We start from the raw sequence: 19,709 nt of genomic DNA, 5'->3' as shown, positions 1-19,709 counted from the left end.
GAAATGGCAACGGCGTGCGGGACAGTAGGAAATGTTGTGCTCAGGCTACCGTCCAGGAATGCGTTCCTCGGAATGATCTACGAAGGGGAGGATTACTGGACGGGGGGAAGGGATCAAAGCCGTGAAAAGAACTGCGATGACCGGCTGCTAGAAGCCTCGATAGCTCTGACATGGCCTGGCATGACCACTGAAGGTGCGTCTCCAGGTCTTCCTATTGGTAAGGGCCAGGAGGTCATTGTTCTATCGATTATGCCGGAAAATGCCGGGGAATCCGGAAAGTACGCGCTCAATGAAGAGGCGGCCCGTCGGATCGATTTCAAGCAGGCTTTGTCGGCCTGGAGCGATGTAAGTCGATCAAAACAGTGGAACCAATCCCTGGGTTTGTACTGCATGCCCGGGAAATCAGCTGTGGCCAGTCGGGAGGTCTGCTGGGACGAAGATGCGAATGGGAATGTACGTACTCTCGTGATATGCAACATGCGTCCACAGGTAGAGCTCGCCCTGTGCGCTCAGAGCTTCTTGAGTTCGAGTGGGAATACCAAGGTGGAGATTGGATACCAGGGAACCGTCCGGTCCCAATGGAGGGCGGTCGAAAAGTCCGCTATCAAGTTCATAGGCGGCAATACGGTCAGCGCAGGGGGCGACAGATGATTGCCACGGTATTGACTTCCGTTGATTGCCCAGGTCCTGGTCAGGCGGGAGCGGCGCATATGGGACAGGATTTCCGCCATGCAGCCTGGAGGGCTCGTGGCTCGGCATCTGCCAGGGCGTGCCTGGCTGTGGCGCTGCTGTTGCTGACAGGCTGCGTGATGAATACGCCGGACAGTAAGCGTGATGTTAGATCCCATCCTGACGCAGAGGCAGGAATGGTGTGTGGAACGGTAGGCAACATCACCATGAAATTTCCCACCCAGTACACATTCCTGGGCGTGACGTATGCGGGGGTCGATTACTGGAAAGGGCAGGGGCACCCCAACAAGATGAAATGGTGCGATGACCGGCTACTGGAGGCATCGTTGTCCGTGACCTGGCCGGAATTGGCGCCGGCAGGTGGCCAGTCCTGGTACACGAGCGAGGACCCCAGATACATAACGATATCCGTCGGCGAGAACGGATCGCCCGATCCCAACGAGGCAATGGTGCGGAGCCTCGAGAACTACTCAGGCGACGGTTTGGAGCCAGCCGTCCCGCGCGCCGCGGATGAAATAGACGCGTTCAAGACATGGTCAGATCGAATGGGTCTGTACATGATCGATGCGAACACATTCTCCCCTGCGAACAGGCGAAGAGTGTTCTGGGATAAGTCGAAAGATGGGTCCATATCCGTATTGATAGTGTGCCGAATAAATACGGCGACTGGGTCATCCCGATGTAATCAGAAGTCCTTCGATAAAGAAAGAGGCGTGTGGCTGACGATGAGCTATAGAGCCCCTCTCCTGTCGATGTGGCGCGATATAAGTAAATCCTCCGTTGAACTTGTCGACAAATTGACCATCAGGCACAAGGATAAATGATGAACATCATGAGCTACGGTGCAACTGCTGTTACCCAGGCTGATCTTGTGGAGGCGCGAAACAGACTGAACCAAGATGGCGCGGCAAGGTCGTCAGCGTCTCGCACGATGCGGCGCAGGACGAGAACCTGGGCCTGGTGTTCCCAGCGCGGATCCGTCTGGACGGCAGCACGCTGGCAATCGATGGTGTGGTGGTGAGCATGAGCGCCGGCATGACGCTGAGCGCGGAGATCAAGACCGGGAAGCGGCGGGTGATCGATTATCTGTTGAGCCCACTGCGGCAGCATGGCAGCGAAGCATTACGGGAGCGATGATGTTGTATTGGAGGAGTGGCATTGCTCAACTGTGAACTTATTTAGGGAGTCTGAAGTGGTGGATATCAAATTTCTTAGATTTTCATCCCTTCTGTTGCAAGGATGCCTATTTCTCATCTTGGTGAGCGTAAATGCATGCTCTGCCGAGCGCAATGACGAGTCCTCGATTGATGTGTGCAAAAGAAGGCTTGCTGAGAGAAGTAAGGTAGATGAAAGAAAGATTTCTGATTTCTGCGCTTGTTTCGTTACGAAGGCTGAATTGAGGTTTGATTATTTTAGATTGGAAGAAGAATTTGAATCAGGATCAAGTGAGGAATTCAAAAGAAATTTGCGAACGGAATTTTCTGAATGCAAGGAAGAGGCGAAAATTCCTTTGCGGAGAAATTAAAGATTTGAGTTGCCGGTGGAGTTCGCTTAGATCTGCATGACCGATGGAGTGCAAAAAAATGAAGTCATTGCTTAAGAACTCAATCTGGATCGCGGTTCTTGTAGTGATCGGATTTATTTATGTATTGACAAGCAATCAAGTAGGGAGCACACAAGAAGTCGATGCAGTCTTCGTACGTCGCCTAGTGGATGGGAGCGTGTATGAGTTCTCTGTCAACGGCAACAAAAGAACCTATCGGTGCACGTTTTGCCCGTTCCAGCTCTCACGAGATTCTCGGGGGAGTGCGATGACTTTGCGAGTCATGGGGGGCAGGATCTATTCAATTGAGCTGAAGGACGGAACGATTCTGAGTGATGAGACCGCCAAATCACATAGGTTGCGATGGTATGTAGTTGTAATTCTCTGTGCATTAATCTTAGTTTTGATCAGGAAGATTCACAAATCCAAAAAACTTACTAAAGGAACATAAGAAATGCCTACTCTCCCCAGCTGGTTGAAATTCAATGTGTCGACAGGCCAAGTGAAGGTGTCGGCAAAAACAGGAAGTCCTGGCGCAACGGGGACAATTGCCGTGGCGCCAGATGGTACCGTAAGCGTGAGTGGTGGAGGCGTAACCAGTAACGGCTCGCAAGTGAAGGTATCAGGAAATGTAAGTCTCGATGGTGGGGTCATATCGGCTGATTCGGTGACCTTGCAAATTCCTGGCCCGGGAGGAACCAGCGTCGGACTGGAGTTAGAACCGGGGGGCTTTGTTCCGCACCCAACCGACCCATCTGCTCCGCCCATTCCGTCAGCTCATGTAAAAGCAAAGATTGGGGTGAATAAGAACTTTGAGTTTGATATTCCCCTTGCCGACGATTTTACGATGGATGATCTATTTGACAGGGAAACAGGCGAGCAAGACGAAGACTGTTCGAAAGGCCGCCAGTAAGGCGGGGACGAAGGCTGCTGGTAAACGCCGTGCGGAAACGTCCCGCTGACGCCCGCGCAAAAGCTGTGACAGTTGCTCCTACAAGGGGAAAGTGCGCCGCTCTCCCACAACTGCGGCAGGTAGCCCTGGAGAGCCCTGGCGCTCGCGCGACGGCGCCGCCGTCCCATCCACCGCCGCGCGGCCCAGCACCGGGTCGTCGGTGAAGAAGCCATCCACGCCCGCGGCCAGGAACGCGCGCATCTCGGCGATGCTGCCATCGGTATTCACCGCCGCCGGGCCGCGCGCGTCCTGCAGCTGCCTGGGCAGGAAATAGTTCTCCGGGCGGAACGTGTACGGCATCACCAGCAGCCCGGCCGCATGCGCGTCGGCGACGAAGGTGGTGGGCGCGGCCAGCGCGCCATCGGCATCGACCGGGATGATGCTGCGCAGGCCGGGGCTGACCAATTGGGCGTACCTGGCGATCGCGCGCAGGCCCTGCGCGCTGCCCATCTGCGCATAGGTCGGGCCATCGCGCAGCTGGTCGCCCGGGCGTTCCTTTGGATCGCCCAGCAGCTGCACCAGGCGCACGTTCGGATGGTGGTCGCCGAGCTTGCGGTGCAGATATTCCAGGTTGCCGATCTCGAACGACTGCACCACCACCGGCGCGCTGCGCGTGTACGCATGCGCGTCCAGCGTGGCCAGCAGCTTGTCCTCCATCGCCAGGCCCAGCGACTGGAAGTAGGTGCCGTGCTTGATCTCCGGGATCAGCCCGATCGGGCGCCCGCGCGTGGCCGATGCGGCCGCGGCGAAATCGATGATCTCGTCGAAGGTGAGCAACTGGAACTGCCCGTCGAAGGAGGTGCCGCGCAGTTGCGGCAGGCGCTCGCGCGCGCGCAGCGTCTTCAGCTCGGCCAGGGTGAAGTCTTCGGTGAACCAGCCCTCCACGCGCTGTCCGTCGATCTGCTTGACCGTCTTGCGTGCGGCGAACTCCGGATGCGCGGCGACGTCGGTGGTGGCGCCGATCTCGTTCTCGTGGCGCGCCAGCAGTGCGCCGTCCTTGCTCGAGACCAGGTCCGGCTCGATGTAGTCGGCGCCGTCGGCGATGGCCTTGGCATATGAGGCCAGCGTGTGCTCGGGGCGCAGCGCGCTGGCGCCGCGGTGGCCGATCACCAGCGGCTTGTGCGTACCCGGGGCCGCGGCGTTTTCGGCCGCGGCGGTCAGCGACGACAGCGCCATCGAACATCCCAGCAGCCAGACCATCGGCTTCATCATCGCATGCGCTCCGTGGCGAGGTAGGGGCAGGATGCGCGCGTTCAGAAGCGCGCGTCCAGGGTCAGGAACACCTGCCGCGGCGCGCTGGCGTGGAAGGCCAGCGCGCGCCCGTTCGGATCGCTGTTGCTGAAGGCGGTGAGGTTGGAGGCGTAGCGCTTGTCGGTGAGGTTGGTCACGTTGAGCGACAGCTTCAGGTCCTGCAGGAACGACACTGCGCCGAAGTCGTAGCCGCTGCCGGCGTCGAACGCGGTATAGCCGCCGAAGCCCTGGTCGTTGGTATAGGTGTAGTAGCGCTGGCCGGTGTACTTGCCGCGCAGGTTCGCGTTCCAGCCGTTGTAGTTCCAGCTGAGCTCGCTGGTGAACATGCGCTTGGGCGTGTCCACCGTGGACTTGCCGGCGGTGGGGATGGTCACCCCGTTCTGCACGTAGTTGTCGTCGTAGGTGGAGCGGTTGATCGAGGCCGAGTTGTACCACTGCAGATGCGCGCTCGGCTTCCAGATGAAGGTCAGCTCGCCGCCCCGGCTGCTGACCGAGCCGACGTTGAAGAAGCGCGTGGTGCACGCCGGCGTGGTGCCCTGCTGGATGCTCGCGCAGGGATTGAGCGAGAGCAGGCGGTTGTCGAAGGTCACGTCGTAGCCGACCAGCGAGGCTTCGAACGTGTCGCGCACCAGGCGGTAGCCGGCCTCGAAGGTCTTCGACTTCTCCGGTTCCAGCGCGCCGGCGCTGGCATCGAACGAGGCCTGGGTCACCAGCAGCGGACCGCCGGCGCCGCCGCCCTGGAACGCGGCGATGTTCTCGGCATAGGAGGCGAACACTTCCTGGCCCTCGGCCAGGCGATAGCGCACGCCGGCCTGCGGCAGCAGTGCCTCGCTGGCCTTCAGCGTGCCGTTGGCGACCGGCGATTCCACCGCGATCCCGGGCGTCTCGCGTGCGGTCATCGTTGTGTGCGGGCTCTTCGCGCCAATGTCCAGGGTCAGGCGCTCGTCGAGCAGTTTGAAGGTGCCCTGCACGTAGGCCTGCCTGGTGGTGATCGTGTAGTCCTGCGAGAACAGCCGGCGGTCCGGGCCACTGAGGAACAGGTCGTCGTCGATCGGGCCGTCGATCCAGTAGAAGTTGCGCTCCACGTGGTGCTTGTTGCGCTCGTACCACACGCCCGCTTCCAGGTGGTGCGGGCCCAGGTCCCAGCCCAGCGAGGCGATGCCGCCGGTGCGGTTGATGGTGTAGTTGGTGCTGCGGATCGAGATCGGCAGCGCCTGCGGCGTGCCCGGGTTCGACGCCTGGCCCGGCGACCACCAATGACCCTGGCCTTCGTTCTCGTGGTGGTAGACCTGGGTGTGCACGCTTACCGCGTCGGACGGCTGGAAGTCGCCCGCGAGGTAATACAGGTCGTCGTTGCGCAGCGCGCGGCTTTGGTAGTACGCGTCGTCGATGTTGTCCACGCCGCCGCTGTAGCCGCAGCGGCTGGCGTCGCGGGTGGCCGGCGCGCAGTAGGCCGCGGCCAGTGCGCGCTGCCAGTCCGGCGCGTACAGGTTCCAGTCCCAGCCCAGGCCGCGCTGCAGGCCGCTCTTGGACAGGTAGGCGTAGTCGGCCTGCGAGGTGCGCGAGGTATCGACGAAGGCGGTGATCTTGCCGCCGTCGAACTGGTACACGCCCTTGCCGTTGAACTGCGCGGTGCGGGTCGGCGATTTCGGATCGGCCCACATGTCGGCGCTGGCGTAGACGCCGGACAGGTACGCGGAGAAGCCGTTGTGCTCGCCGGTGTCCAGGCGCAGGTAAGTACGGCGGTTGGCGTCCGAGCCGATGGTCTGCGACAGGCGCACGCCGGTTTCGGTGGACGGATCGTCCGAGTAGTACTGCACGGTGCCGCCGAGATTGCTGGTGGACGCCGTGCCCAGGCTACCGATGCCCGAGGCCAGTTCCACGCCGCCGAAGTTCTCGGCGATCAGCGCGCGGCTGATGTTCAATCCGTTGTAGTTGCCGTAGGCGTTGTCGCCCAGCGGCAGGCCGTCGAGCGTATAGCCCAGGCGCGTGCCGTTGAAGCCGCGCAGGCTCACCGTCTGCGATTCCTCGTTGGCGCCGAAGGCGTCGTTGGACTGCACGTTGACGCCGGGAATGCGGTTGAGCAGTTTCTGGATGCTGGTCCCCGGCGGCAGCACCGCCACGTCCTGGCGGACGATGCGCTGCACCTGGCGGGTCTCGCCCTGGCCGATCACCGACACCGTGTCGAGTTGGCGGGCGTCGTCGCTCGCGCTGTCGGCCGGCGCGTCTGCCGCGCGCGCGGCCAGCGGCGACAGCAGCGTGGCGAGGATCGCCGTGCTCAGCAAGTGATGGATAGGCATGCGTGGGGATTCGCTAAGGAGGTCCGGCGAAGATGCGACAGCGAGATTTCAGAATCGCGTCATGCGTGTTGCGGTTGTCATGCAAGGCAGACACTGACGACACACAGCCGGGCCGGTAGCGGCCGGCCCGATGCGGCCCTGTGGCGCGGCCATGGCGGCGCATGCGCGTCCGCCGTGTGCGGGTGCTTGCGATCGCGCTGCATGCGTGCGCGCCTTGGCGCTTCCATGAAATTAAATGGCCGCAAAATGGGAAGCGCGATCGTTCAAGAATGAATATTCGCGTATCTCCGCTTTCCGATGAAAAACGCGCATCGCCGGCACACTTTGCAGACGCGCACAGGGGCTTCGACGGCGGCCATGAAATATTGCCGATGCATTTGTTTCCAAGATCGAAAATACGGTGCAGCGTCAAAGTTTAGACGCGGAGCTTCATGAATGATTGCGGCGCTCCTCGCCGTGTGGTCTTCGCTGGTGACGTTGCCGAAACATGTGCCGAACGATCGGATGGCGTTGCCGCTGGCCGATCCGGTGAACGTGCGGATTCGGTTCGCATTCGGTGGGGAGCTTTCATCTTGCTTGCGTGCGGCCGCGGTGGCCGTCCGCGTGTGCTAGCCGATCGCCAGTTCCTGTTGGCGCGCAGTGGCCGCTGCGCGTTTTTCGTACCCATGCAACGCCGCCTGCAACTGCTTGCAGGCGGCGCCATCGTCCCGCCCACGGAGAGAGATGCCATGATCGATTGTCTTCGCCGCCGGCCGTTGCTGGCCGCCGCGCTGTCCGGGTGCGCGCTCCTGTTCGGCAATGCCCATGCCGCGCAGGACGCCACGCTCGCCGCCATGTCCGCCACGTTGCGCACCGTGCCCGTCACCTTCGACGTGCACCTGCAGTTGCGCGACGAGGCCGTCCTGGACGCATTGCTGGCAGACACCCAGGACCCGTTGTCGCCGCAGTTCCATAAGTGGCTGTCGCGCGCGGAGTTCGCGCGCCGCTTCGCGCCGTTGCCTGCGCAGGTCGAACGCGTGCGCTCGGCCTTGCAGGCCGCGCACATGACGGTCGTCCAGCAGGGCGCGAGCCTGCATGTGAGCGCCAGCGCCGACAACGTCGAGCGCCTGTTCTCCGTGCCGTTGGCGCTGGATATGCCCGAAGGCGGGCATGCCAGGCTCGCCGCCGTCGGCCCGTTGCAGCTGCCGGCGGCGCTGCGCGACAGTCGCGCGGTGGTCACCGGCCTGACCGGCGGATTGCCGCCCTACCAGGTGCATTCGCAAAGTCTGCGCCAGGTCGATCCGGACAACCGCAGGGGGCCCAACGGTGTCTATGCGTACAACGATCTCAAGCAGGCCTACGGCTATCCGTCCTACCAGAGCATGATCGGCCCGCCCGGCCAGCAGCGCCGCCTGGACGGGACCGGCACCACGATCGCGATCCTGATTTCCAGCGACGTGCTGGATTCGGACGTGGATGCGATGTTCAACAAAGAAAATTTCAGCCGCTATGGCGCCGGTCACGTCAATCCGAAACTGTACGCACGCCGCTACGTGGCGGGCGCCAAGCCGGGGATCAACGACGAGGGTGGGGCGGGAAGCGAAGCGGCGCTCGACGTGGAGATGGCGCTGGCCAGCGCACCGGGCGCGCATGTGCTGCTGTATGTGATCCCCGACCTGTTCTATGAATCGATCATTGCGGGCTACCGGCAGATCGTGCAGGACAACGAAGCGGATGTGGTCAGCGCCTCGTTAGGCAACTGCGAACTGTATTTCACCAAGGCTTACCAAGATGGCAAGGATCTCACCTCGGACTTCCGCACCGTCGATGCGATCTTCAAGCAGGGCAACGCGCAAGGCATCACCTTCATCGCCTCGAGCGGCGACAACGCGGGCCTCTCCTGTGCGGATACGCACTATGCGGTGGACGGCAAGGACGGCAACTTCGTCGCCGGCGTCATGCATCCGGCGATCGATGCGAATGTGACCGCGGTCGGCGGCGGCAATCTGTCCACCAACTACAAGAAGGGATCGCTGGATTCCAGCTACCGTTCCGAAAGCGCCTATGCCGATCCGCTGCTGACCAAGGACTACTACGGCGTGGGCGCGCTGCTGGCCGGTGGCTACTGGGGGGCCGGCGGCGGGGTGAGCACCTTGGTCCAGCGCCCGGCCTATCAGCTGCGCGCGCTGGGCGGCACTCGCGCGTCGATGCGCGCGTTGCCCGATGTCGGCATGCTGGTCGGCGGTTGCCCCAAGCGGAGGGCAATACAGCCGTGCCGGGAAGGCAGGGCGCCTTTCGCCAGTTCGGTGTTGTCGGTGTACAAGGGCGAGTTCTATTCGATGATCGGCACCAGCGTCGCCGCGCCCGAGTTCGCCGGCGTCGCCGCGCTGCTGGTGGAGAAGCAGGGGCGCCAGGGCAATCTCAACGATTACCTGTATCGGCTGGCGGCCAATTATCCGCAGGCGTTCCATACCGGTATCCCCGGCAACAATGGGGTGGTGGACAACGATGTGCCCTTGAAGGGCAAGTACAACTATACGGTTGGCCTCGGCACGCCGGTCGTGCGTTTGCTGATCGGCGCGCTGGACGCGGCCCCGGCCGGCACGCCGCGCTCGCCCAGCAATCCGTGATCTAAGCCGAATCGGCATCCCGGGGCCGCAGGCACGCCGAACACGGCGTGCCTGCGGCCCCGTCGCGTTTGCGCGCACGGCGGTTCTGCCGCAGCCCTCAGTCTGTTGCGTCCAGTCCCAGGCGTTCGCGCACCTCGGCGGCGATGCGCGCGGTTTCGCGCAGCGGTTCGATCGTGTCCGCGGCGGCGCCATGCACGACCGGTGCATCGGCGAGGCGGCCACGCGCGCGCAGCGCCGCATGGAAGTGGCGCGCGCGGCCGCGCGCCGACAGCGGCAGCGCCACCGCCACCGGCACCCGCGTGGCGCAGGCTTCCGACAGCAGGTTCACCGAATCGGGCGTGCACACGATGCGCTCGGCCCAGCCGAGCAGGCCGGCGTAGGGATTGGGGCCATCGTCCATGCCGCACCAGACCACCCCCGGTACGCCGGCGAATGCGCTGCGCAATGCGGCCGCTACCGCCGGCGGCGTTCGCCGCGAGGTACTGGCGAGCACGCTGCCACCGTCGTCGCGCAGCTGCGCCGCCAGTTGCCGGAACAGCGCCACCGCCGCCCCGGCGGTCCACGGCGCCAGCGCGGCGGGACCGCCGACCAGCAGCGCGGTGCGCGGCGACGGCAGCGCGCTGAAGTGCGGGAACGCCGCACGTGCGGCGCCCAGCCAGGCGTCGTCGACCGGGTGCAGACTGCCGAGCAGGGCGAGCACGTTGTCGCCGCGCAGGCGATCGTGTTCGGGCACCACCAGCACATCCCAGTACCGCGCCGGCAGGCGCGGATCCAGCACCTGCACCACGGCGCTGCCGCGCGCGCGCAGCAGCCGTGTCGCCAGCGCCGCCTGGCGGCCGCAGCCGATCGCCAGCGCCGGCGCTTGCCGCAGCAGTTCGGCGAAGCCGGCGCCGTAGGCCTGCGCCGCGCCGGGCAGCCGCCGCGGCGCCAGCCAGCGCCAGGGCATGTGCGGTTGCAGCACCAGCGCCGGGGCAGGCGGCGCTGCAGGTCCGGACAGCGCCGCGGCGAGCGCTTCCGCCTGGCGCGCGTTGCCGGCGTGGCCGTCGCTAATCGCCCAGGGCGCGCCCGATCGTTTCACGTTTGGTAGTAATCCGTTGCATCGCGGCTGGGTGTTGCGGCTATCGTGCCACTCTACACTGGCCGCCTCGCGCTGAAACCGCCGACCATTGGCGGCTTCGGCATCCCTCGTGACGACAAAAGGTACCCCACATGTCCGACGCCCTGCACGCCGCCGCCCTGGATCAGCTGTTCCGTACCGCCCGCACTCAGAATGCCTTCCGCGACACGCCGGTCGGCGAAGACGCCTTGCGCGCCCTGTACGAGCTGCTGAAGTGGGGTCCGACCGCGGCCAACGGCAGCCCGGCACGGTTCGTATTCGTGACCTCGGCCGCGGGCAAGGAAAAGCTCAAGCCCGCATTGTCCGAAGGCAACCTGGCCAAGACCCTGGCCGCGCCGGTGACGGCGATCATCGCCCACGACGAGGACTTCCACGAGAAGCTGCCGTACCTGTTCCCGCATGCCGATGCCAAGAGCTGGTTCGACGGCCCACGCGAAGGCCGCCGCGAGTCGGCGTTCCGCAACGGCTCGCTGCAGGGCGCCTACCTGATCCTGGCCGCGCGTTCGCTGGGCCTGGATGCCGGCCCGATGTCCGGTTTCGACAACGCCAAGGTCGATGCGGCCTTCTTTGCCGGCACCGCGATCAAGTCCAACTTCCTGGTCAACCTGGGCTACGGCGATCCCGCCGGCCTGTTCCCGCGCCTGCCGCGGCTGAGTTTCGACGAGGCCGCGCGCATCGAGTAAGCCGGATCGTTTCCGCTTCACCCTCACACCGCTGTGCCTGCGCTTGCCGCAGTTTCCCAACCACGATTTCTCCAGGAGCTCCGCCTATGAACAAGACCCGCACCCTGCTGCTCCCGCTCGCCCTGGCGCTGGCCGTCGTCGTCGCCCAGCCCGCCACCAGCGCCTTCGCCGCGCCGGCCGCCGCTGCCACCGCGATCAAGGGCGCCACCGGCACCTACACGCTGGACCCGCCGCACACCGACGTGCTGGTGCAGTGGAACCACCTCGGCTTCTCCAACCCCACCGCGTACTTCGGCGACGTCGACGGCACCCTGGTCTACAACGCCGAGAACGTGAGCAAGTCCAGCGTCCAGGTGACCCTGCCGCTGTCGGGCCTCAACAGCTTCACCGCCAAGTTCGACGAGCACCTGAGGAGCGGCGACTTCTTCGACGCCGCCAAGTTCCCGAGCGCCACCTTCAAGAGCACCAAGGTCACCGCCACCGGCACCAACAAGCTGAGCGTGGCCGGCGACCTGACCATCAAGGGCATCACCAAGCCGGTGGTGCTGGCGGTGACCCTCAACGGTGCCGGTCCGCACCCGATGAAGAAGGTGCCGGCGCTGGGCTTCGACGCCAGCACCACGATCAAGCGCAGCGACTTCGGCCTGGGCGCGTACGTGCCCAACGTCAGCGACGAGGTCAAGATCCGCATCACCACCGAGGCGCTGCAGGACGCGAAGTAAGCCCGCGCCCTGCAGTGAGGGCGCAGGCTTGAAGTCGGCCGTCGCCTTCGACGAAAACGCCCGCCATTTGGCGGGCGTTTTCGTTTGCGCCCGCGTGGCTCGACGACATGTCGGCGTCGATGGCGAGAGTGCGCGGCGAACGCGCGGCCGCAGGCGTTTCAGCTGGCTGCAGTCGGGACTGAAGTCCCTCCCACAAGGGGCCATTCTATGTCGCCTCCTCCTCACGCCCGGACTTCCAATATCCCGTCGCGCGGAGCCACTCCTTGGGCACGTTGAGGCGGCCTTCGACGAACTTGCGCATCATCCGCGCGCGCGCCGATTCGCAGGCGACCCAGTAGAACGCATCGCCGTCCGGGGCTGCGAAATCGCGCAGCGCGTCTTCCAGCAGCTGGCTGCCGAGCACGGGCACGCCGTTGCGCTCCAGCCAGGCGATGCGCACCTGCGCGCGCGACGGCAGCGCCTGCCGGTCGGCGAAGCCGGGGATCTCGATCAACGCGTCCACCTGCGCGCCGGCCGGCAGTTCCTCCAGCCAGCGCCCGATCGCCGGCAGCGCGGTCTCGTCGCCGATCAGCACGTAGGCGTCGTAGTCGGCGGCGGCGACGAACGAGCCGCGCGGGCCGCCGACCACCAGCGCGTCGCCCAGGTTGGCCTGCGCCGCCCAGCGGCAGGCCGGGCCGTCGCCGTGCAGCACGAAATCCAGAGTCAGTTCCCGCGCCGCGGCGTCATAATGGCGCGGGGTGTAGTCGCGCACCGGCGAGGGCGCGGCATCGGCCGGATACACCGGGCCGTTATCGGTCAGCGTCGGCAGCACGAATGCGCCATCGGCGTTGGGGAAGAACAGCTTGACGTGGTCGTCGGGTCCGGCGCTGACGAAGCCGTCCAGCTCCGGGCCGCCGACCACGATGCGGCGCATGTGCGGGGTCAACGGCTGGGTGCGCAGCACCTGCAGGTGGCGGATACGCAGCGGGTGGCGCAGCAGGCGGTTTTCATGGGCATTCATGCGAGAAAGTCCTTGGGGAAAGTGGGGCAGCGCGTTGCGCCGGCAAGCAGGGGGGCGCAGCCACGGTGGCCGCGCGCGGGCAGGGCTCAGTCATCGCCGTCGCGCTCCATGCCATCGGCGGCCTGCATCAGCAGCTGCGCGACGCGTTCGACTTCCGCATCGGTCCAGCGGCCGTGGCGGGCCAGCAGGCCGTGCTTGATCCGGCGCATCGCCTCGCGCACCGGCGCCGGCACGTTGGCGCGGACCAGCGCGCGGGCGCTGTGGTGGGTGCGTTGCACCGCCGCATCCAGCTGCGCGCGCTGCGCCTGCACGAAGGCCAGGCCGTTGGCGGTGATCGCGTAGCGCTTGCGCGCGGCGTCGGCGTCGGCCTGCACCAGGCCTTGCGCTTCCAGCTGCGCCAGGGTCGGGTAGACGGTGCCGGCGCTGGGCGTGTACAGCCCATGGAACAGGTCGGCGACCGCGCGGATCAGCTCGTAGCCGTGGCGCGGCTGGGTCTCGATCATCGCCAGCAGCAGCAGGCGCAGGTCGCCATGGCCGAGCGGGCGCTGGCCGCGCCCGCCGCCGCGGGCATGTGGGCCGCGGCCAGGGCTGTCCTCGTCGAACAGGCGGCGCGGGTGGCGATGGTGGGGGTCGGTGGGGCGGGGCATCGTTTCGATATGTCTAAGTTTTGAGAAACGATATATCGAATCTGGGCGGCGGGCAAGGCCGGTGGTCGGGGGTGTGTCGATGGGGTGAGCAATCGTTCAGCGGCGTGGCCCGGCCGGCAGGATGGATCTTCGGTGTCGTCACCGGTGTCGCCGGTGGCGGCGCGTGTGGTGTGCGGGCGCGTTTTGGTTGGTCGCGTCGCGACTGAAGTCGCTCCCACAACGGCGCTGCACGGCACAGCGCCAGCCGCCCGCAGGGTGACGGCTTTTCTTTCGGCACCACTTCGGACCCTGCGCTTCTTGTGGGAGCGACTTCAATCGCGACGCGGGGTCTGTCGGTCGTCGGCTTCGGAACCTGCCTGTCGGGGCTGAAGCCCCTCCTACAGTGCACCCGGCGGGGCGGTCGCGCACTTTCGGCGGTTGCGTGCCTTTTGTAGCAGCGGCTTCAGCCGCGACGAACCCTCCTCAGCCGCCCTCGCCCTCCTCGAGCACCCGCCGCTGCATCTCGTCCAGGTACTCGTCCAGCTCCTGCACCGAGGTGAAGATCTCGTTCAACGGCACCGCCTTGACCACGTCGAACACCTTGCGGATCTGCGGTTGCGGGTTGACCACCAGCGCGCGGCCGTCGCGTGTGGCCAGCACCTTGCGCGCCTTGAAGATCGAGCGGATGCCGGCGCTGCTGATGTAGTCCAGGTGCGACAGGTCCAGCACCAGGGTGGTGATCTGGGTGGCCAGCAGCGGCGCCAGCGCCTCGTCCAGGGCCTGGTAGGTGTGCGTGTCCAGGCGTCCGCCGAGGGTGATGCGCTGGCGCTTGTCCTGCGCGGGGTCGATCTGCAGGCTCAACGTGGTCATGCGGGGAACTCCTGGGGGGGCGGGGTCGAAGGGCCGCAGCAAGGTGATGCGCACGACGTTGCGGCCGGCATCGTGGCGGTAGTCGATGTGGTCGGCGAGCTGCCGCACCAGGTGCAGGCCGAGGCCGCCGATCGGGCGCTGCGCGATGTCCGCGTCCAGCTCCGGCGGCGGTGCCGCGCGCAGGTCGAAGGCCGGGCCGCTGTCGTGGAATTCCAGCACCAGCGCGCCGGTCTCCACCTGCAAGGTCACTTCCACTGGCGGCTGTTCGCTGGCCAGGTGGCCGTGCGCGAGCGTGTTGCAGGCCAGCTCCTCCACGATCAGCCGGGCCCGGCTCACCTGCTCGCGGGCCACGCCGTGGCGCAGCAGCGCCGCCTCCAGCGTATCGCTCAGCTGCGCCAGCGTGTCCAGCGCCGGCACCATCTGCAATCGCAATTTCATGCCGCGCCCTCCCGCGTCGGGTCCTGGCGCAACCGAATCGCCAGCAAGGTAATGTCGTCGGACTGCGGTGCGGCCCCGGTGAATGCGTGCACATCGGCCAGCACCCGCGCGCACTGCGCCTGCGCATCGATCCCGGGCCGCAGCGCGGCCAGCAGCCGCGCCTCGCCGTACGCCCGGTCCTGCGCATCCATGGCTTCGGTGATGCCGTCGGTATAGCTCAGCAGCGTGGCGCCGGCGGCCAGGCGCCCGCGCACCACCGGATAGCGCGTCTGCGGCTCGATCCCCAGCGGCGGCCCCGATTCCACCGCCAGCAGCTGCGCGCGGCCGTCGGCGCCGAGCAGCACCGGCGGCTCGTGGCCGGCGCTGGACAGCCAGTAGTCGCCGCTGTGCACGTCGATCAGCCCGCACAGCACGGTGGCGAACATGCAGGTCTCGTTGCCCTCGACCATGCGCTGCGAGGCCGCGATCAGGATCGCGTCCGGCCGGTTGTGGCGGCGCGCGGCCACCTCCAGCACTGTCATCGCCCGCGCCATGAACAGCGCCGCCGGCACGCCCTTGTCGGACACGTCGCCGACCACGAACCACAACAGCCCCGGTTCGGTCTCGAAGAACTGGTAGAAATCGCCGCCGACCATCGTCGCCGGCTCCAGCAGCGCATAGGTCTCCAGGTGCTTGTGCGCGCTGTCGAAGGTGCGCCCGTCCGGCAGCATCGCCTGCTGGATGTCGCGCGCGATCGACAGCTCGCTCTGCATCCGCTGCCGCGCCTGCGCCAGCGTGGCGATCTCCTCCAGTTGCAGCTTGATCGAGCCGCGCGCGCGGTCGAAGGCGCGCGCCATCACCCCCACTTCGTCCTGCCGCTCCACGTGGCGCAGCGGGTAGTCGAACTCGCCCTGGCTGAAATGCCCGGCCGAATTGGTCAGGTCCTCGATCGGCCGCGCCAGCCGCGCGGTATAGCGGTGCAGCAGCCACAGCCACAGCAGCAGCGCGCTGCCGCCGCCCAGCCCCACCCACAGCGCGATGCGGTTGAGCCCGGCCACGATGTAGCGTTCGGATACGGTCAGGGCGAAGGTCCAGCCGGTGTCGCCGACCGCCGCGCTCTGGGTCAGGTAGCGCTCGCCGTCGGGCGCGGTGTGGGCGAAGCGCACCGGCGTGTGCGTGGCCACCGCCGCGGCCAGCGGCGACAGGTCCGGCCGCGCGCGCGCCACGTGCGCTTCCAGGGTGCGGCGGAAGCGCAGCGCCGGATCCGGGTGCAGCACGAACAGCCCGTCCGGCGATAGCAGCATCGGCTGCAGCCCGGCGCTGGCCGGCAGCTCGCCGATGATCGCCTGCAGCCGCTTCAGCGGCACGTCCACGCTGACCATGCCGATCGCGCGCGCCTGCGCGCCGTCGCCGGGCAGGCGCAGCGGCAGGTTGTAGGTGGTGAAGTAGTCGCCGCCGGTGGAGGCGTCGCTGTACGGCTCGGACCACCACGGCGCCGACGCCGCCAGCGTGCGCCGGTACCAGGGCATGCTGCGGTAGTCGTAGCCCAGCGCATCGGCCGGCTGCTCGGCCACTTTGCCGTTCGCCCGCCGCAGGTGCCAGGCGAAGCCGCGGTCGTCGCCCTTCAGCGCGCCCGGCTCGATCACCAGCAGCGCTCCGGCGATGTCCGGATCGCCCTCCAGGGTGGCGTGCAGCAGGCTGCGCAGGTTGAACGGCTGGCGCCCGACCGCGGACGCGCCGGCGGCGAGCGTGCGCCCGCTCACCTGCACCGAGCCCAGTGTTGCGTCCAGGCTGCGCGCGGTCTGCTGGGTCAGCCCGGCCACCTCTTCGCGCGCGTTGCGCACCACCACCTGGCGCGCGCCCAGGTAGAACAGCACCGTCAGGCCCAGCAGCAGCGCCACCTGGATCAGGCTGCCCCACAGCACCAGCCGGGTGCGCAGGCTGTGCCGCCAGGCGACCGCGGGAGCGTCCTGCACTGACGATAGGGCGGCGATGGCGGCGCTCCGCGGGAGTCGGCCCCGATCATAAGCGCAGCCGCGTCCCGCCGCGCAGCCGCGCCGCGGGCTGTCCCGGGCCAATGCGACAGTCCGTTCCATACGCTGCCGTACGAGGTCCGGCGGGGCGGTTGCGCTACACTTGGACGCTTCGAAAAACACATGCAATCGCGCGCGTGCGCGCGACCTACGGGAGCGCTATGAACTGGTTGAACGAGGTGCTGCAGAACGATCCGAACCCGACTGAGACCCAGGAGTGGATCGAATCGCTCAAGGCCGTCATCGATGTCGCAGGCCCCGAGCGCGCGCATCAGCTGCTGGAGGACATGGTCGAGCTGACCCGCCGCTCCGGCGCCTACCTGCCGTTCTCGCCGACCACCGAGTACGTCAACACCATCGCGCCCGCCAACGAAGCCAAAAGCCCGGGCGATGCGGCCATCGAGTGGAAGATCCGCTCGATCATCCGCTGGAACGCCATGGCCAGCGTGGTCCGCGCCAACCGCAAGCCGGGCGACCTGGGCGGCCACATCGCCTCCTTCGCCTCCAGCGCCACCCTGTACGACGTGGGCTTCAATCACTTCTGGCGCGCCCCGTCGGACAAGCACCCCGGCGACCTGCTCTACATCCAGGGCCACAGCTCCCCGGGCATCTACGCCCGCGCCTTCCTCGAAGGCCGCATCACCGAGACTCAGCTCGACCACTTCCGCATGGAAGTGGACGGGCAGGGCATTTCCTCCTACCCGCACCCGTGGCTGATGCCGGACTTCTGGCAGACCCCCACCGTGTCGATGGGCCTGGGCCCGCTCAGCGCCATCTACCAGGCGCAGTTCATGAAGTACCTGGAGCACCGCGGCCTGATCGAGAAGTCCGACCGCAAGGTGTGGTGCTTCATCGGCGACGGCGAGTCCGACGAACCCGAGACCCTGGGCGCCATCGCCCTGGCCGGCCGCGAAGGCCTGGACAACCTGATCTTCGTGGTGAACTGCAACCTGCAGCGCCTGGACGGCCCGGTGCGCGGCAACGGCAAGATCATCCAGGAGCTGGAAGGCGTGTTCCGCGGCGGCGGCTGGAACGTGATCAAGCTGCTGTGGGGCGGCTACTGGGACGCGCTGCTGGCGCGCGACACCGACGGCGTGCTGCGCAAGCTGATGATGGAAACCGTCGATGGCGAATACCAGAACTGCAAGGCCTTCGGCGGCGCCTACACCCGCGCCAACTTCTTCGGCAAATACCCGGAGACCGCGGCCATGGTCGCCGGCCTGTCCGACGACGACATCTGGCGCCTGAACCGCGGCGGCCACGACCCGCACAAGGTCTACGCCGCCTACCACCAGGCGGTGAACACCAGGGGCATGCCCACCGTGATCCTGGCCAAGACGGTCAAGGGCTACGGCATGGGCTCCTCGGGCGAATCGCTCAACCCCACCCACCAGACCAAGAAGCTGGACGACGCCGCCGTGCGCGCGTTCCGCGACCGCTTCAACATCCCGCTCAGCGACAAGCAGCTGGCCGACGCCGAGCAGGTGCCGTTCTACCACCCCGGCCCGGATTCGCCGGAAGTGCAGTACCTGCAGGAACGCCGCGCCGCGCTCGGCGGCCACCTGCCGCAGCGCCGGCGCAAGGCCGACCAGTCCTTCGACGTGCCCGGCCTGGACAAGTACGAGCGCCTGCTCAAGTCCAGCGGCGAGCGCAGCTACTCCACCACCATGGCCTTCGTGCAGAGCCTCAACATCGCCTTGCGCGACAAGGACCTGGGTCCGCGCATCGTGCCGATCGTGGCCGACGAAGCGCGCACCTTCGGCATGGAAGGCATGTTCCGCCAGATCGGCATCTACGCCCCGTTCGGCCAGAAGTACAAGCCGGTGGACGCCGACCAGCTGATGTTCTACCGCGAGGACCAGTCCGGCCAGGTGCTGCAGCAGGGTATCAGCGAGCCGGGCGCGATCTCCTCGTGGATGGCCGCCGGCACCAGCTACTCGGTCAGCAACGTGCCGATGCTGCCGTTCTACATCTACTACTCCATGTTCGGCTTCCAGCGCGTGGGCGACATCGCCTGGCAGGCGGCGGACATGCGCACCCGCGGCTTCCTGCTCGGCGGCACCGCCGGCCGCACCACGCTCAACGGCGAAGGCCTGCAGCACGAAGACGGCTTCAGCCAGGTCATCGCCGGCTCGATCCCGAACGTGCGCAGCTACGACCCCACCTTCGGCTTTGAGGTCACCGTGGTCATGCAGTACGGCATGAAGCGGATGATGCAGGAGCAGGTGGACGAGTACTACTACATCACCTTGATGAACGAAAACTACACCCACCCGGAAATGCCGGCCGGTGCAGAGGTCGGCATCATCAAGGGCATGTACCTGCTGCAGGACGCTGGCAAGCCCAAGAAGGGCGAACTGCGCGTGCAGCTGCTGGGCTCGGGCACCATCCTGCGCGAAGCCATCGCCGCCGCCGCACTGCTGGACAAGGACTTCGGCGTCACCGCCGACATCTGGTCCTGCCCCAGCTTCAACGAACTGCGCCGCGACGGCTTCGACGCCGAGCGCTGGAACCGCCTGCATCCGGAAGGCGAGCAGCGCAAGCCCTACGTGACCCAACTGCTGGAAACCCGCCAGGGCCCGGCCATCGCCGCCACCGACTACGTGCGCGCCTTCGCCGACCAGATCCGCGCCTTCGTGCCGACCCACTACACCGTGCTGGGCACCGACGGCTTCGGCCGCTCCGACACCCGCGCCAACCTGCGCCGCTTCTTCGAGGTGGACCGGTACTCCATCGCGCACGCGGCGATCGCGGCGCTGGCGAAGGAGGGGAAGATGACCGGGAAGGATGTGGCGCGGGCGATCAAGCAGTACAGGATCGATCCGGAGAAGGCGAATCCGGTTGGGGTGTAACCGACCCGCCAGGCAATCACGCTCTGCCCCGCTCCTGCCACGCG

The 19,709-nt window shown here is 66.3% G+C and carries 15 protein-coding genes and 2 pseudogenes; 9 read left to right on the top strand and 8 right to left on the bottom strand.

From position 1 onward, the window contains the following. Nucleotides 1–72: 72 nt before the first annotated feature. The 4 genes and pseudogenes from FZ025_RS08380 (at nt 73) to FZ025_RS08365 (ending at nt 3,146) form a co-directional block, all read left to right on the top strand. Nucleotides 73–651 carry a hypothetical protein gene (locus tag FZ025_RS08380; protein WP_046980876.1) on the top strand — a complete coding sequence of 193 codons (579 nt, stop codon included), beginning with the start codon at nt 73–75 and terminating at the stop codon, nt 649–651. Nucleotides 652–779: 128 nt separating this feature from the next. Further along, nucleotides 780–1,514 carry a hypothetical protein gene (locus FZ025_RS08375; RefSeq protein ID WP_158185540.1) on the top strand — a complete coding sequence of 245 codons (735 nt, stop codon included), beginning with the start codon at nt 780–782 and terminating at the stop codon, nt 1,512–1,514. A gap of 82 nt (nt 1,515–1,596) precedes the next feature. Then, a pseudogene (locus FZ025_RS08370) lies at nt 1,597–1,827 on the top strand (hemolysin secretion protein D); the annotation flags it as partial. Nucleotides 1,828–2,687: 860 nt separating this feature from the next. Further along, nucleotides 2,688–3,146 (top strand): hypothetical protein, encoded by a 459-nt coding sequence (locus tag FZ025_RS08365; protein WP_146093607.1) that lies wholly within the window; start codon nt 2,688–2,690, stop codon nt 3,144–3,146. Nucleotides 3,147–3,224: 78 nt separating this feature from the next. On the opposite strand, the gene FZ025_RS08360 is transcribed toward FZ025_RS08365, so the two are convergent. Together FZ025_RS08360 and FZ025_RS08355 are read right to left on the bottom strand one after the other, a co-directional pair. After that, nucleotides 3,225–4,397: a glycerophosphodiester phosphodiesterase gene (locus FZ025_RS08360; protein WP_053057345.1), complete on the bottom strand. Its 1,173-nt coding sequence runs from the start codon at nt 4,395–4,397 to the stop codon at nt 3,225–3,227. Between the two features lie 41 nt (nt 4,398–4,438). Then, nucleotides 4,439–6,736 (bottom strand): TonB-dependent receptor, encoded by a 2,298-nt coding sequence (locus FZ025_RS08355; RefSeq protein WP_046980878.1) that lies wholly within the window; start codon nt 6,734–6,736, stop codon nt 4,439–4,441. A 435-nt stretch (nt 6,737–7,171) separates the two neighbouring features. Here FZ025_RS08355 and FZ025_RS08350 point away from each other — a divergent pair, with 435 nt between their 5' ends. After that, nucleotides 7,172–7,348, top strand: a complete 177-nt coding sequence (locus tag FZ025_RS08350; RefSeq protein ID WP_158185539.1) for a hypothetical protein — start codon at nt 7,172–7,174, stop codon at nt 7,346–7,348. A 116-nt stretch (nt 7,349–7,464) separates the two neighbouring features. Further along, entirely contained in the window at nt 7,465–9,345 is a 1,881-nt protein-coding gene (locus tag FZ025_RS08345) for a S53 family peptidase (RefSeq protein WP_046980879.1), read from the top strand. Between the two features lie 97 nt (nt 9,346–9,442). Here the strand turns inward: FZ025_RS08345 and FZ025_RS08340 are convergent, their stop codons facing one another. Next, on the bottom strand, nt 9,443–10,423 hold the full coding sequence (locus tag FZ025_RS08340) for a mitochondrial fission ELM1 family protein (protein WP_046980880.1): 981 nt from the start codon (nt 10,421–10,423) through the stop codon (nt 9,443–9,445). A 131-nt stretch (nt 10,424–10,554) separates the two neighbouring features. On the opposite strand from FZ025_RS08340, the gene FZ025_RS08335 reads away from it, so the two are divergent. Continuing rightward, nucleotides 10,555–11,145: a malonic semialdehyde reductase gene (locus FZ025_RS08335; RefSeq protein WP_046980881.1), complete on the top strand. Its 591-nt coding sequence runs from the start codon at nt 10,555–10,557 to the stop codon at nt 11,143–11,145. A gap of 86 nt (nt 11,146–11,231) precedes the next feature. Further along, on the top strand, nt 11,232–11,867 hold the full coding sequence (locus FZ025_RS08330) for a YceI family protein (RefSeq protein WP_104558889.1): 636 nt from the start codon (nt 11,232–11,234) through the stop codon (nt 11,865–11,867). 205 nt (nt 11,868–12,072) lie between these two features. Here the strand turns inward: FZ025_RS08330 and FZ025_RS08325 are convergent, their stop codons facing one another. From FZ025_RS08325 to FZ025_RS08305, 5 genes and pseudogenes are all read right to left on the bottom strand, one after another. Beyond that, entirely contained in the window at nt 12,073–12,867 is a 795-nt protein-coding gene (locus tag FZ025_RS08325; RefSeq protein WP_046980882.1) for a siderophore-interacting protein, read from the bottom strand. An 86-nt stretch (nt 12,868–12,953) separates the two neighbouring features. Next, nucleotides 12,954–13,514 carry a PadR family transcriptional regulator gene (locus FZ025_RS08320; RefSeq protein WP_104558890.1) on the bottom strand — a complete coding sequence of 187 codons (561 nt, stop codon included), beginning with the start codon at nt 13,512–13,514 and terminating at the stop codon, nt 12,954–12,956. Nucleotides 13,515–13,976: 462 nt separating this feature from the next. Beyond that, nucleotides 13,977–14,363, bottom strand: coding sequence for an STAS domain-containing protein (locus FZ025_RS08315; protein WP_104558899.1), 387 nt, complete (start codon nt 14,361–14,363; stop codon nt 13,977–13,979). Between the two features lie 102 nt (nt 14,364–14,465). Beyond that, nucleotides 14,466–14,783: pseudogene (locus FZ025_RS08310) on the bottom strand (ATP-binding protein); the annotation flags it as partial. A gap of 14 nt (nt 14,784–14,797) precedes the next feature. Further along, entirely contained in the window at nt 14,798–16,756 is a 1,959-nt protein-coding gene (locus FZ025_RS08305) for a SpoIIE family protein phosphatase (protein WP_167523873.1), read from the bottom strand. 218 nt (nt 16,757–16,974) lie between these two features. Here FZ025_RS08305 and aceE point away from each other — a divergent pair, with 218 nt between their 5' ends. After that, the gene (gene aceE / locus FZ025_RS08300; RefSeq protein WP_046977301.1) at nt 16,975–19,665 is read left to right on the top strand and encodes a pyruvate dehydrogenase (acetyl-transferring), homodimeric type; all 2,691 of its coding nucleotides are present in this window, start codon (nt 16,975–16,977) and stop codon (nt 19,663–19,665) included. Nucleotides 19,666–19,709 lie beyond the last annotated feature (44 nt).

The organism is Xanthomonas hyacinthi, from assembly GCF_009769165.1.
Classification (GTDB): Bacteria; Pseudomonadota; Gammaproteobacteria; order Xanthomonadales; family Xanthomonadaceae; genus Xanthomonas_A; species Xanthomonas_A hyacinthi.
The sequence above is the reverse complement of the archived record's forward strand: the minus strand, read 5'-3'. Positions and strand labels throughout refer to the sequence as shown.